This window comes from Streptomyces sp. NBC_01689, from assembly GCF_036250675.1.
In the GTDB taxonomy this organism is placed as follows: Bacteria; Actinomycetota; Actinomycetes; order Streptomycetales; family Streptomycetaceae; genus Streptomyces.
Genome location: NZ_CP109592.1, coordinates 8061273 through 8075889 on the forward strand (window position 1 = coordinate 8061273; position 14617 = coordinate 8075889).

Here is a 14617-nt window from a genome sequence, read left to right on the forward strand (position 1 = left end):
GGTCTACCGCCGCGTGGTGTCCATGTGGAGCGCGGCGTCCGAGGCCGCCTCGTCGGGCTCCCGGCCCTGTTCACGGGCGGTCATGTACGCGGCGTACCAGTCCGACCAGTCGTGCTTCGGAGCGGTCGCCTCGTAGAAACCGTGGTGCTCCTCCGTCTCCCGCAGGAGCGCGGCCAGCGCGGCGACGTCCATGAAGAAACCTCCTCCGTCGTAAGGCTTCCCGTCACCGTCCCGGAGACCCGCACCCACCACCTCCGGCGGCAGCGTCCCGAGGACATCCGGGTGCCGCCGGGCGGCGGGCGCCCACGCATCGTGGCCGCGCCGCTCCGGAACGAGTCCGGCCTCGTGTCCCCGGCGACGAATCGGCCGCCGTGGACCGGCAGACCTGACAATTGTCGCTTACTGGACAAGGTCCGGCGAGGCGAGTCGTCGCCCCTGACGCCCCACGCCGGGCCGCTGTGCGCGATCGAGTCACGGAGCGCCGGACCGCCCGGCTCCCGCCGGAGCCTCGCGGACGCGTATCGCGTGGGCGGCGGCAGGGACTTCGGCGTCGACGACGGGCACGCCCACCTTCCGTGTTGCTCACGTCACGCTCAGAAACGGGATCTGGCGTCCGGGACGGAGCGGGTGTGGTCGTCCCCGTACGGGAGCCGTCCCTCAGTGGGCGGTGCCGGTCTGCCAGGCGATCCGGGCGTCCGTCGCGATGACCATGTTGCCGTCCTCCAGCACCTTGAGGGCCGCCCCGTTCGCGCCCTGGGTGTTGCTGGCCCATACCGGCCTGGTCTGGGCGTCGTAGACCACGAGGTTGCCGTCCGCCTGGAACACGGCGGTGTTTCCCGGGCCTTGGGTGCGACTCGCCCAACGGGGCTTCCCCGCCTCGTCGTAGAGCACCAGGTTTCCGTCCGTCTGCATGATCAGCTTCGAGCGCAGGGTCCTCACGAACTTCCCGACCCCGAACGTGAAGGGCGACTTGATCACCAGGGCGTCCGGCAGCGGGGTCCCGTCCGCGGACGCGTCACCGGCCGTGCCCGGGGTCACGCCGGCGCCCGCGGCGGAGGGAGACGCCCCCACCGGCGAGGGGGAGGGGGAGGGGGACGGAGAAGGAGGGGACGACCTGTCCGCGGAGCGGTGGGCGCCGGCGGGCGGCGTGGCGCGCGCCGATCCGGAGCCGTCGTCGAAGGCGTGCACCAGGAGGACCGTCGAGGCGGCGACGGCGGCCAGCGCACCCGCGCCGATGGCGGCGGCCCGCACACGGCGGCCGTCGCGGCGCCGCTCGCCGTCCGGTGGCGGAGTCGGACCGGCCCCCGGGTAGGAGCCGTGGCCGGACGCGCCACGGGTGTCGTCCGAGGCGTACGGGCCCGTGCGGGGGCCGGGGCTTCCCTGCGGTGCCAGGAGGGTGACGGCGTCGGCTTCCCGGGTGCCGACCGCGGTGGCCGTCGGCGTCGGGGGGAGCGGCGCCGTCGCCACCGAGACGCCGGCCGGCGCACCGGTTCCCCAGCCGTTCGCGGTGCCGCCCGTCGCGCCGTGCTCCGGACCGGCGACGGTCGCGGCCCGCTCCCGGTCCGGGGCGGGGCCCACGGCCAGTGCCCGCTGATAGGCGGGGTGATGCACCAGATCGGTGTCGGCCTGGCAGAGTTCCACGATCCGCTGCAGACCGGGACGCCGGGCCGGATCGATGTGCACACAGGCCGAGATGAGCCCGGCGACGCCGGGGTCCACGCCCCGCAGGTCGACCTCTCCGTGCACCGAACGGTACGACACGGCCGCGAACGACCCGTCCCCGTACGGCGGTCGGCCGGTGACGGCGAACGCCAGCGTGGCGCCCAGCGCGAACACGTCGGCTCCCGGCCCCGTCTCGCTGCCCGTGATCGTCTCCGGCGCGATGTAGCCGGGACTGCCCATCGCGCTGCCGACCTGAGTCAGATCGGACGGACCGCTGTTCCGGGCGATGCCGAAGTCGATCAGCTGGGGGCCGGTGGCGGAGAGGATGACGTTCTGCGGTTTGAGGTCCCGATGCCACACACCGCGGACGTGGATGGCGTCCAGGCCTTCGGCCAGGGCGGCCAGCATGATCCGGGCCAGGTCGGCGGGAAGCGGCCCGTGGGACATGACCGCGGCGTGCAGCGTGGGCCCCGGCACGTACTCGGTGGCCAGCCAGTACGGAGGGGTGTCCAGCTCCGCGTCGATGAGCGAGGCCGTGTATGCGCTGCGGACCGTGCCCAGGGTCTCCACCTCGCGCCGGAACCGGCTCAGGGCGTGATCGTCGTGGCGCAGATGGTCGTTGATCACCTTGACGGCGACCGGGCGGCCACCGGGCGAACGCGCGAGGTACACCCGGCCCATGCCGCCCTCACCGAGCCTCCCGACCAGGCGGTAGCGGCCTATGTGCGACGGATCGGAGCCATCGAGCGAATGCACTGGACCAGTCCTCCTGAAGTGGGACCCACAGTCACCGGATCCGCCGTGAGGTCGGCTCGGCCGGGCTCCAACTCCGTTGCCCAGTGGGGTGCGAGTACCAGCCCCTCGACACCACGTCCGGGCCGGACACCGACATAGTAGAGGGCGGCGCCCCCCGAGCCTCACCCGGCGCGATGGTCCCGCCCGGGTCGCACGGCCGCCCCGCCGCGAAAGCCGCCCGGGGGCCGGGATGTTCTCCAAGTCGGCTTTATGGCAGCGGAGTTGGGGTCGTCAGTACGTCTCGCCCTACACGTCCCCGCGGTCGGAGTCGCCCCCTCGTACGGGGAGACCGTCGTCCGCGATGTCGCCCCGGCGGCGTGGACGGCCGCCGTCGACGGGACGGTGGGCGTCGACGGCGTCGGCCATGGCGTGGTCCTCGCCGCGGCCACGGGACCGGAGCCCCTGGACCACGCCGGTGATGTCGGTCTGCGCGCGGTTCTGGCTCAGTTTGAACTTCGCTTCGACGCGCGTGATGGACAGCTCGACGCCGACGATCGCCCGCAGCTGGCCCTGGAGGTAGTCGGCCGGAGCGTCGTCGACGGACCACGGGGTGACGGCGTCGGCCTCGTGTCTGTCGGTCAGCCGGCGCACCTGGTCCTCGACCCACCCGGGGTCGTCGTGGACGAGCAGTTCCCCGTGGACGTGCGCGGTGATGTAGTTCCAGGTCGGGACGTGCCGGTGGTGATCCGCCTTGGAGGGGTACCAGGTCGGGGTGACGTACGCGTCGGGGCCGCGCACGATGACCAACGCCGGGCCCTCCGTGGGCAGTCGCCACTGGTCGTTGTTGCGGGCCATGTGCCCGATCAGGGAGCCGTGCTCACCGGCGTCGGGGTCGTGGACGAAGGGGAGCAGGGTGGCCTGGAGGCCGTCCTCGGTCACGGTGATCAGATCGGCGGCGCCGTGCCGGTCCAGCAGCTGCCGGACGCTCTCGTCGGTGGGGGCGAAGTGTCGAGGGACGTACACGGTCGGCCTTTCGTGGGCGGGACGGGGCCCTGCCTCCAGCGGTGGCTATTGCACTAGTGCAAATGAATTTTTGAATTAGCGTAAAGATAGCAAACAGGTTCCGCAGGTGAAAGGGACGACGGGTGGTGCGGTGGGTGCCGTCGGAGGCGGGCGGTCCGAGGTCCGGCCCGCCTCCGCGCCGTTCCCGTCGCCGACGGGGCTGTGGGTGAGGCGGGCTGTGCCGGCTCCATGCCGCCCGAGGGCATCACACGGGCCACAGGTGGCCACGGGGCAACTGTGCGCCGCCCAGATGTGTTTCCGCCGCATCCCCCGGTGCCACGACGCGACGGCCCGCGTCCAGCAGGTGCACCCGCGTGTTGTCCCCGGGCGGTCCGCCTCCATGGCCCGGGCCCACGGGGGAACGCCGCCGCCGACGTGCCGGCGGCCGTCCCCGGACGATCTGGTGTACGTGATCCACGCCTCGGGCTCCACCGGCCGGCCCAAGGGCGTGCGGATCGAGCGCCGCAGTCTGACGCGCATGTCGACTGGGCGATGCGGGAGTCAGGGGTGGACGCAGCGTACGGCCGTCTTTTTGCGTGATATGGCAAGATAGTTGCGACAGCTTGCATGAATCATTCTTTACTTCGTCGGAATCTAGCGGGCTGGAGGAGGTCTCTGTACGGTCGGGGCGCCGGTCTCCCCCCACCGAAGGAGCAGCAATGCCGACGATCCCCAGACACCGGCGCGGCCTCCGCCGCCCCGGGCGCCGACTCGCGGTGGCCGTGGCCACCGTGGTCGGCGCGCTGTGCGTGTCCGTCTTACCGGCCGCCGCGCAGTCGGCGCCGTCGTCCGGGGCGCACCGGGCGGCCCCGACGGCCCACGCTCCCCGACAGCCCCCGTCCCGCCCCCGGTCCCGGTCCGGGACGCGGACACCGGCTGCGGGCGCGGCCGTGGGTGCGACGACGCCGTTCTCGGTCTACGAGGCCGAGGCGGGAACGCGGAGCGGGGGAGCGGCGGTCCGGTCGCTGACCTCGGCGCCGACGACGCCGTACTCGAGCGCGGCCCTGGAGGCGTCGGGCCACTCCTATGTGCATCTGGACGGCACGGGCCAGGCGGTGCGGTGGACGAACACCACCGGGCAGCCGATCTCCTTCCTCAACGTCCGTGCGAGCATCCCGGATTCGGCGTCCGGCGGCGGTGTCACCGGCACGCTCGACCTCTATGTCGACGGGGTGTTCCGGCAGGCGCTGAACCTCAACTCGCGGCAGAGCTGGGTGTACGAAGGCAACGGGAACTACAACACGAGCGACAACCAGAACCCGGCCGACGGCGATCCGAGGGTCTTCTGGGACGAGGCGCACACCTTCGTCGCCGGGTCCCCGATCCCCGCGGGCGCCACGTTCTCGCTGCAGAAGGACTCCGACAACACCGCGTCCTTCTACGACGTGGACTCCGTGGACGTGGAGAACCCGCCCGCTCCGCTGGCGCAGCCGGCGAACTCGCTCTCGATCACGAGCTGCGGTGCGGTGGCGGACGACCGGCCGACCAATGGCGCGGCCGCGGGCCAGTCGGTGGACAGCCGGGCGGCCATCCAGAACTGCATCGACCAGGCCCAGCAGCAGGGAAGGACCCTGTGGATCCCCCGGGGCACCTTCTATGTGAAGGGCACCGCGGGGCTGAACGCGCGGGGGATCACCATCGCGGGCGCGGGCCTCTGGTACAGCACGGTCTACCGTGATGTGCCGGTCCCCAACAGCACTCCGCTGGCGGCCCTGTTCGACCTGACCTCCTGCACCGTGCGCGACTTCCACATCGACGCCAACGCCGTCAGCCGGAGCACGATCGGCGGGGACGGCGGGGCGATGGACACCACCGGCACCGACTGGCTGGCCGAGGGCATCTGGACCCAGCACACCATGTCGGGGTTCTGGGCCTCCGGGACCGGCGGGACGGTGCGCGGCAGCAGGCTGACGTCGATCTGGGCGGACGGGATCAACGTCAACAACGTGTCGCTGGGCGCGGACACCGGGAACGACCTGACGGTCACCGGCAACTTCGTCCGCGGTACCGGCGACGACGCGATCGCCGTCAACTCGGTGGACTACAACACCGACGGAGACGGCTCGAAGACGTACTACCACCCGATGAGCCATGTCACCGTCACCGGCAACACCTCGATCGCGCCGTGGGGCGGAAAGGGGGTCGCGGTCTACGGGGGCAGCGGCCACCTGGTCAGCGGGAACTACGTGAGCGACACGGCCCGTTACATCGGCCTGGGAGCCGGCCGCTTCGGGGTCAACGGCAGCGATCTGCTGTCCGCGACGGTGACGGGCAACACCGTGGTCCGCTCCGGTGGCAACGCCTACGGCCAGGGCCAGCCCGCCCTGCACATAGGCAACGGCGGTGACGGTCAGAACACGGGGATCGTCGACGACGTGACGGTGACCGGCAACACCGTCACCGGGTCCCTCTACGACGGGATCGGTTTCTCCACCTCGACCCGCACCCTGCTCAAGGACAACACCGTCGGCGACCCCGGTCGCAACGGCATCGCGATCTCGCCGCCGTTCTACCCCGCGCCCACCGGCTCCGCGACGATCACCGGCAACACGGTCACCGGGCTCGGCACCGGCGCCTCGGCCTTCGTCGACAACTCCACGGGATTCGCGGCGACGTTGAGCGACAACCACTGGCCGCCGCCCGCTCCCGAGGGCCCCTACGGCGGAACCCCGGCCCCCGTGCCCGGCACGGTCCAGGCGGAGGACTACGACACCGGCGGCCAGGGCGTGGCCTACAACGTCACCTCCGTCAACGGCAACGCCAACTCCTACCGCGCCGACGGAGTGGACCTGGACAACGCGTCGGACACCGGCGGCGGGTACAACCTCGGCTGGACCAGCGGCGGGCAGTGGTTCCGCTACACCGTGGACGTCGCCAGGGCCGGCACCTACACCCTCGGCCTCCGGGTCGCCGCCCCGTCCGCGGTGACGGGGGCACTGCACCTGTCGGACGCCTCCGGCACCGACCTGACCGGTGCCGTCGACCTGCCCGCGACCGGTGACTGGCAGAGCTGGGCCACGGCGACCACGCACGTGGTCCTGCCCGCGGGCCGGCAGACGCTGACCCTCCATCAGGACAGCGGCGGCTGGAACATCAACCACCTCGACCTCGCCACGGGCAGCGGTTCGCCGTCGGCCGTACTGACCACGTCACCCGGATCACTGTCCTTCGCCGACCAGGCGGTGGACACGACCAGCGCCCCGCGGACCGTCACGGTCACCAACTCGGGCACCGCCACCGCCTCGATCACCGGGGTCACCGCCGGTGGTGACTTCGCCCAGAGCAACACCTGCGGCGCCTCCCTGGCGGCCGGGTCGAGCTGCACGGTCTCCGTCACCTTCCGGCCCACCGCCTCCGGCACCCGCACCGGCACCCTCGTCGTGACCGGGGACCAGTCGGGCGGCCCCGCCACGGTGGCCCTGTCGGGTGTCGGCACCGGCACCGTCCCCGCCGATCTCGCCGCGGGCAGGCCGACCGGCGAGTCCAGCCACACCGACGTCTACCGCTCCGCCAACGTCACCGACGGCGACGGGTCCACCTACTGGGAGAGCGCCAACAACGCGTTCCCGCAGTGGGTCCAGGTCGACCTGGGCTCGGCCCGGAGCGCCTCCCGCGTGGTCCTGCGGCTGCCCGTCGGCTGGGGCGCCCGCACTCAGGTCCTGAGCCTCGGCGGCAGTGACGACGGCACCACCTTCACCACCCTGAAGCCCTCGGCCGCCCACACCTTCGATCCGAGCACCGGCAACACCGTCACGCTCACCTTCCCCGCCACCACCGAGCGCTACTTCCGCGTCACCGTCACCGCCAACACCGGCTGGCCCGCGGGCCAGGTGTCCGAGTTCCAGGTCTGGAGCTCCTGACCGCTCCACCCGGAAGCCATGCTCCGAGGGTGCCGCCGGACCGCGTGTCCGGCGGCACCCTCGGCGTGCCCGCGGTGCCGGAAGCCGGAGCGGCGGACCCCCGTTCCCTCGTCCCGCCGCCCCTGGTCGGCCGGGCCCACACGGCAGCCTCCGGATCGCACATTAGATCTTGCGGGATGCATTTTTTATATTGCAAAGTCCTGTTCAGTTATTGCGTGTTGATGTCGCCGATATTACGGTCCCCCTTGCGTCGTCCCGACCTCTCTGTTCTCCCCCCGCCCCCGTCCCCCCTTGAGCCGCTTCCGCCGATCACGGTCCGTCCGCGGGCCCGGCGGGGAGCCCCGCTCCGTGTCGACCGCTCGCGCGCCTTCTCGTCCTCCCGCCCCTCCCTCCCGGCGGCGCCAATGGAACATTTCCGGCATTGCGTTATCAAAGGAGTGGTCCCGTGTTCCATTCCATCCGAGATCTGAGACGAGTCCTCGTCTGGATGGTCAGCACCGCGATGGTGGCCGCCGTCGGCGTCGTGGCTCTGGCCGTCCAGCCCGCCTGGGCGGCGGCCGCCGCCGCCACCGGCGGCAGCGGCGCGAGCCTGCCGTACGTCGAGGTGCAGGCGGAGAACTCCGCCACCAACGGAACGTCCATCGGCCCGAGTTACACCCAGGGCCAGCTCGCCGACGAGGCGTCGTACCGGAAGGCGACGACGCTCCAGGGCACCGGCAAGTACGTCACGTTCACCACGCCGGTGGCCACCAACTCGATCAACTTCCGCTACAGCATCCCCGACACCTCGAACGGGTCGGTCTACACCGCCGCGCTGTCGCTGTACGTCAACGGCGTCAAGCAGCCCGACTTCACCCTGACCAACGCCTACAGCTGGTACTACGGCAGCTACCCCTTCACCAACTCGCCGGGCAACAACCCGCACCACTTCTACGACGAGGCCCACCGCCTGTTCTCCACCACCTATCCGGCGGGAACGACCTTCAAGCTGCAGGTCGACTCGGGGGACACCGCCTCCTCGTACACGATCGACTTCGCCGACTTCGAGCAGGTCGGCGCGGCCCTGACCGCACCGTCCGGGGCGGTGTCGGTGACCAGCAAGGGCGCCGACGCCACCGGCGTGAGCGACGCGACCAGTGCCTTCAACGCCGCGATCAGCGCCGCCGGACCGGGCGGCACCGTGTGGATCCCGCCGGGCACGTACAACATCCCCGGTCACATCAGCGTCAACAACGTCACGATCGCCGGCGCCGGCATGTGGTACTCGACCGTCACCGGCACGGCCCCCGGTTTCTACGGCAACTCCGCGCCCTCGGCGTCCACCGGCGTGCGCCTGCAGAACTTCGCGATCTTCGGCAATGTGCAGGAACGCGACGACAGCGCCCAGGTCAACGGCATCGGCGGCGCGATGAGCAACTCGACCGTCTCCAGCGTGTGGATCGACCACATGAAGGTCGGCGCCTGGATGGACGGGCCGATGGACGGGCTGACGTTCACCGGCATGCGCATCCGGGACACCACCGCGGACGGCATCAACTTCCACGGCGCCGTCACCCACTCGAAGGTGACCAACAGCGACATCCGCAACACCGGTGACGACGGCATCGCCACCTGGGCGGACTCCGGTATCGGCGCCGACGCCAACGACACGATCTCGGACAACACGGTGTCCCTGCAGATCCTCGCCAACGCCATCGCGATCTACGGCGGCCACGACAACACCGTCAGCGGCAACCGGGTGGTGGACACCGGCCTCGCCCAGGGCGGCGGCATCCACGTGGGGCAGCGCTTCACCTCGACGCCGGTCGGCCTGACCACCATCTCCGACAACACCATGATCCGGGCCGGCAGCCTCGACCCGAACTGGCAGTTCGGCGTGGGCGCGCTGTGGTTCGACGGCAGCCAGGGCGCGATCACCGGTCCGGTCAACGTGACCAACGCGCTGATCCAGCAGAGCCCGTACGAAGCCGTTCAGTGGGTCGAGGGCACCATCAGCGGGGTCAGCCTCAACAACGTGACCATCGCCGGCACCGGAACCTTCGCCCTGCAGGAACAGACCGGTGGCGCGGCCAAGTTCACCAACGTCACGGCGACCGGCGTCGGTTACTCCTCCCCGGTGTACAGCTGCAACGGCGGCAACTTCGTCGTCACCGACGGCGGCGGCAACTCCGGCATCAGCGGCACCCCGTACTGCGGCGGCTGGCCGGCCCCGAACTACCCGCCGTACCCGTCCGAGGGCGTCACGGCCACCCCCGGCGCACTCAACTTCGGCTCGGTCGCGACCGGTTCGACGAGCGCCGCCCAGACCGTGACCGTCTCCAACCCGACCAACAGCGCCGCGGCCGTCTCCTCGATCACCGCCTCCGGCGACTACTCCCAGACCAGCACCTGCGGATCCTCGATCGCCGCCAACGGCTCGTGCACCGTCAGCGTGAAGTTCGCGCCGACGGCGACCGGCAGCCGCACCGGAACCCTGACCGTCGACGCGGGCGGGACCACCAGCACCGTCAGCCTCTCCGGAACCGGTACCGCGCCCGGCCCGGTCCTGAACACCGACCCCGCCAGCCTCTCCTTCGAGGGCACGGTGGTCGGCTCGTCCGCCACCGCCCAGACCGTGAAGGTCACGAACTCGGGCACCACGTCGGCGACCGTCTCGGGCGTCTCGGCCTCCGGCGACTTCAGCCAGACCAACAACTGCGCCACGCTCGCGGTAGGCGCCTCCTGCACGGTGAGCGTCGGGTTCAAGCCCACCACCGGCGGCACCCGCAACGGCAGCCTGACCGTCACCAGCAACGCCAACAACAGCCCGACCGTCGTCTCCCTGACCGGCAGCGGCATCGACAGCACCACGAACATCGCGGCCGGACGCCCCGCGACGGCCAGTTCCAGCAGCAGCCCCTACGTCGCCTCGAACCTGACCGACCCGGACGCCTCCACGTACTGGGAGGGCACGAACGGTTCGTTCCCGCAGTGGGCCCAGGTCGACCTCGGCCAGAACTACAGCGTCGGCAAGGTCGTGCTCAAGCTCCCGCCGTCCACCGCGTGGTCGTCCCGAACCCAGACCCTGTCGGTGCAGGGCTCCACGGACGGCTCCAGCTTCTCCACCATCAAGGCGTCGGCCGGATACACCTTCGACCCGAATGCCAACGGCAACACGGCGACCATCACGTTCGGCGCCGCCACCGCACGCTACGTCCGGGTGAACATCACCGCCAACACGGGCTGGAACGCGGCCCAGTTGTCCGACCTCGAAGTGTTCCCCAGCGGCGGCGGCTCCTCACCGGCGACCCTGTCGGCCAGCCCGACGTCACTGACGTACGCCACCCAGGCGCTCAACACCTCCAGCAGCGCGAAGACGGTCACGGTCACCAACACCGGAACCGCGGCCGCGACCGTCTCCGGCATCACCGTCACGGGCGACTTCTCGCAGACCAACACCTGCGGGACGTCGATCGCGGCGAACGCCTCCTGCACCGTGAACGTCACCTTCCGGCCCACCGCCTCCGGCACCCGCACCGGTGATCTCAGCATCGCCAGCAACGCGTCGAACGGCACGACCACCGTCGCGCTGACCGGCACCGGCGCCGGTACGACCAGCCGGAACCTGGCGGCCGGCGCGGCCACCACGGAGTCCAGCCACACCGACGTCTACCAGTCGTCGAACGTGACGGACGGCAACCAGGGCACCTACTGGGAGAGCGCCAACAACGCCTTCCCCCAGTGGGTCCAGGCCGACCTCGGGTCCGCGCAGAGCGTGAGCCGCGTCGTCCTCCAGCTCCCGGCGGGCTGGGGCGCCCGCAACCAGACGCTGTCCCTGTCGGGCAGCACCGACGGCTCCTCCTTCTCGACCATCAAGTCGTCCGCCGCCTACACCTTCGATCCCGCCACCGACAACACGGTCACCATCACCTTCACGGCGACCACCCAGCGCTACGTGCGAGTGAACATCACGGCGAACAACGGCTGGCCCGCGGGCCAGCTCTCCGAGGTCCAGGTCTGGAACACCTGACGATCCAGACCTCACGGTGCCGCCGGACGCACCCGCGTCCGGCGGCACCGACCACCGAAGGCCACGCGGACCAGAGGAGTCCAGATGGGCGTCACACGCAGAGTGTTCTTGAGGGCCGCGGTCGCATCCACCGCGGTGGGAGCCGTGGGAGCCACCGGAACGGTGCTCGCCCCCATCGCGTCCGCGGCCAGTGCGCCGGGCGACGTGGTCGGCAAGGTCACCGTCGGCTACCAGGGCTGGTTCGCCTGCGCCGGCGACGGCGCGCCCATCAACGGCTGGTGGCACTGGAGCCAGGACTGGGGACGCTCGCCGTCCCGGACCAACACCGCCATCAAGTGCTGGCCCGACACCCGGGACTACACCAGCACCTACCAGACCTCGTACGCGGCCCTCGGCAACGGCCAGTCCGCGAGGCTGTTCTCCTCGTACGACCAGCAGACGGTGAACACCCACTTCCTGTGGATGCAGCAGAACGACATCGACACCGCCGCCCTGCAGCGCTTCAACCCCACCGGCGGCGAGGGTCCCACCCGCGACGCCATGGCGGTCAAAGTACGCAGCGCCGCCGAGGCGTACGGGCGGAAGTTCTACCTCATGTACGACGTCTCCAACTGGACGAACATGCAGTCGGAGATCAAGACGGACTGGACGAACAAGATGTCCGCGCACACCGCGAGCGCGGCCTACGCGCGGCAGAACGGCCGGCCGGTCGTGTGCGTCTGGGGCTTCGGCTTCAACGACCCCAACCACCCCTTCACCGCCGACGCCTGCCTCGACGTCGTCAACTGGTTCAAGAGCCAGGGCTGTTACGTCATCGGCGGCGTCCCGCGCGAATGGCGGACGGGCACCGGGGGCTCACGGCCGGGATACCTCGACGTGTACCACGCCTTCCACATGATCTCGCCGTGGATGGTCGGCGCCATCGGGACCATCTCCGAGGCCGACAACGCGTACACCACCTACACCCTCGGCGACCAGGCCGACTGCGACGCCCACGGCGTCGACTACCAGCCCTGCGTGCTGCCCGGGGACGTCTCCGCCCGGCAGCGGGTGCACGGCGACTTCATGTGGCGGCAGTTCTACAACGTGGTGCGCGCCGGAGTGCAGGGCATCTACATCTCGATGTTCGACGAGTACAACGAGGGCAACCAGATCGCCAAGACCGCCGAGACCCAGGCCTGGGTACCCACCGACTCCGGGTTCCTCGCCCTCGACGAGGACGGCACCGCCTGCTCCGCCGACTACTACCTCCGCCTGACCGGCGACGGCGGCCGCATGCTCAAGGGCCAACTGGCGCTGACCGCCACCCGTCCCACCCGGCCGGTCCTCCCCACCGGCGGCGACACCACACCGCCCGCCGCGCCGGGCGCGCTGACCGTCAGCGGGCACACCGGCAGCACCGTCTCGCTGACCTGGAACGCCGCGGCCGACAACGTCGGCGTCACCGGCTACCGCGTCCTGCGGGCGTCCGGCCAGACCAGCACGCAGGTCGGCACCACCGCCGCCACCACGTTCACGGTGACCGGGCTCGCCGCGAGCACCGCGTACACCTTCGACGTCGTCGCCCTCGACGCGGCGGGAAACGTGTCCCAGCCCTCCAACCAGGTCACCGTGACCACCGACGCCCCGTCCGGCACCACCGATCTGGCCCTCCACCGCCCCACCACGGAGAGCAGCCACACCCAGGTGTACGCCTCGGGCAACACCACCGACGGCGACGCCGACACCTACTGGGAGTCCGCCAACAACGCCTTCCCCCAGTGGGTCCAGGTCGACCTGGGCGCCGCCACCGGCGTGAGACGGATCGTCCTCCGGCTCCCCCCGTCGACCGCCTGGGGCACCCGGACCCAGACCGTCTCCGTGCAGGGCGGCACCGACGGCACCCTCACCACGTTGCTCGCCCCGGCCGGACACACCTTCGACCCGGCGACCGGCAACACCGCCACCCTCACGCTCCCCTCCACCGTCACCGCCCGCTACGTACGCCTCACCTTCACCGCCAACACCGGCTGGCCGGCCGGCCAGGTCTCGGAGTTCCAGGTGTTCGGAGCGTGACCGGATCCGTCGCGGATGCCTGGCGCCGGAGGAGGCCGTCGACCTGAGGGCTGTCCCGTAATCCCGCGGGCGCACGACGACAGCTACGGCACCTCGCCTCGTTGTCGGATCGCCCGAACACCCCCGGTACGAGGACGACCCTCCGCCTTGCGACGCACCGCATCCGACGCCGCGCGCTGATCCACCGGGGATCACGGGACAGCCCTTAGATCCAGCCCCTCTTGGCCGCCTCGGCCCCCACCTGGAAGCGGGTCTCGAGGCCGAGTCCGGACGCGATCGTCGCGATGCGGCGGGTCACGGTGCGTGCGCTCGTCCCCAACTGCCGGGCGATCGCATGGTCCTTGTAGCCCGCCTGCATCATCTTCAGCAGCAGGAGGTCCTGCGCGCTCGGCCCGTCGGGCGTCGCCGGAGCGGTCGTACCGAGCGACTGCGCGCGCTGCCAGTAGGAGTCGAACAACTCCAGAAGTGCGTCGAGCAGGCCCGACTGGTGGACCACGGCGATCCTGTCGTAGCGGCCGGGGACCAGCGCGACCAGTGCCACGCGCCGGTCCATGATGCGCAGTCTGAACGGCAGGGCGGGCAGGATGCGGGCCTGCTCGCCGATCCCGGCGAGGTGGGTGATCAGCTCGAAACGCTCCGGCTGCGCCAGTGCCTCCGGGGTGTAGACCGACCGTATGTCGACGCCGCGGCCCAGCAGGTCCATCGTCAGTTCCTCCTCCAACTCGGTGCTGTAGGGCCCGAGATAGGGAGGCCGGTCCAGCACCCAGAAGTGGGTGCGGACGGACTGCATCAGTTCGGCGACGCGCTGCGTGATCTCCGCCTCGCCGGTGATCACCTCCACCAGTCCGGTCGGATCCTCCCGCAGCCGACGCGCGCGGTACTCGTCCGCCAGATCGTCGACGGTGCCCCACACCGAGGTGAACGCCGCCTCGGTCTCGGCACGGCGTCTGGCGAGGAGTGCCCGCAGGGCGGTGTGCGGGCTGACCGGCCGGTACTGGCCGTGCCCTTCCCGTCTCAGCATGCCCAGCTCCAGCAGCCGGGAGACCGAGCGCCTGACCCGGCCGACCGTGGAGCCCAGGCTCTCGGCGATCTCGGCAGCCGTCCGGTCGGACCTGGTCAGACAGACGCGGTAGACCTGTTCGTCGAACTCGCTGATTCCCAGGGTGCTCAGCACCGGACGTCCTCCCAGCGGTCACCGCCCGGCCGGCAGTCGGGACGGTCGTGACGCGAATCG

At 70.9% G+C, this 14617-nt stretch carries 8 protein-coding genes; 4 read left to right on the forward strand and 4 right to left on the reverse strand.

Annotated features, from left to right (window positions below; all coding sequences use genetic code 11):
* Positions 1-3: 3 nt before the first annotated feature.
* From OG776_RS34650 to OG776_RS34660, 3 genes are all read right to left on the reverse strand, one after another.
* Complete coding sequence (locus OG776_RS34650) at positions 4-192, reverse strand: bleomycin resistance protein (protein WP_329323082.1); 189 nt, start codon at positions 190-192, stop codon at positions 4-6.
* A 465-nt stretch (positions 193-657) separates the two neighbouring features.
* Positions 658-2418 carry a protein kinase domain-containing protein gene (locus tag OG776_RS34655; RefSeq protein WP_329323083.1) on the reverse strand — a complete coding sequence of 587 codons (1761 nt, stop codon included), beginning with the start codon at positions 2416-2418 and terminating at the stop codon, positions 658-660.
* 285 nt (positions 2419-2703) lie between these two features.
* On the reverse strand, positions 2704-3420 hold the full coding sequence (locus tag OG776_RS34660; protein ID WP_148014775.1) for an FMN-binding negative transcriptional regulator: 717 nt from the start codon (positions 3418-3420) through the stop codon (positions 2704-2706).
* A 379-nt stretch (positions 3421-3799) separates the two neighbouring features.
* Between OG776_RS34660 and OG776_RS42495 the strand changes: the two genes are divergently transcribed.
* The 4 genes from OG776_RS42495 to OG776_RS34675 all read left to right on the forward strand — a co-directional run bounded on the left by OG776_RS42495 (position 3800) and on the right by OG776_RS34675 (position 13383).
* Positions 3800-4012: an AMP-binding protein gene (locus OG776_RS42495; RefSeq protein ID WP_443077300.1), complete on the forward strand. Its 213-nt coding sequence runs from the start codon at positions 3800-3802 to the stop codon at positions 4010-4012.
* Positions 4013-4349: 337 nt separating this feature from the next.
* Positions 4350-7319: a discoidin domain-containing protein gene (locus OG776_RS34665; protein WP_329323084.1), complete on the forward strand. Its 2970-nt coding sequence runs from the start codon at positions 4350-4352 to the stop codon at positions 7317-7319.
* A gap of 445 nt (positions 7320-7764) precedes the next feature.
* The gene (locus OG776_RS34670; protein WP_329323085.1) at positions 7765-11328 is read left to right on the forward strand and encodes a choice-of-anchor D domain-containing protein; all 3564 of its coding nucleotides are present in this window, start codon (positions 7765-7767) and stop codon (positions 11326-11328) included.
* An 84-nt stretch (positions 11329-11412) separates the two neighbouring features.
* On the forward strand, positions 11413-13383 hold the full coding sequence (locus OG776_RS34675; RefSeq protein WP_148014464.1) for a discoidin domain-containing protein: 1971 nt from the start codon (positions 11413-11415) through the stop codon (positions 13381-13383).
* 205 nt (positions 13384-13588) lie between these two features.
* Here OG776_RS34675 and OG776_RS34680 read toward each other — a convergent pair whose 3' ends face one another.
* Positions 13589-14557 (reverse strand): helix-turn-helix domain-containing protein, encoded by a 969-nt coding sequence (locus OG776_RS34680; protein ID WP_148014463.1) that lies wholly within the window; start codon positions 14555-14557, stop codon positions 13589-13591.
* Positions 14558-14617 lie beyond the last annotated feature (60 nt).

What these genes read in the sequence shown, in the direction of transcription:
- OG776_RS34650 (WP_329323082.1), bottom strand. Translation starts at nt 192, where the DNA reads ATGGACGTCGCCGCGCTGGCCGCGCTCCTGCGGGAGACGGAGGAGCAC.
- OG776_RS42495 (WP_443077300.1), top strand. Translation starts at nt 3,800, where the DNA reads ATGGCCCGGGCCCACGGGGGAACGCCGCCGCCGACGTGCCGGCGGCCG.
- OG776_RS34675 (WP_148014464.1), top strand. Translation starts at nt 11,413, where the DNA reads ATGGGCGTCACACGCAGAGTGTTCTTGAGGGCCGCGGTCGCATCCACC.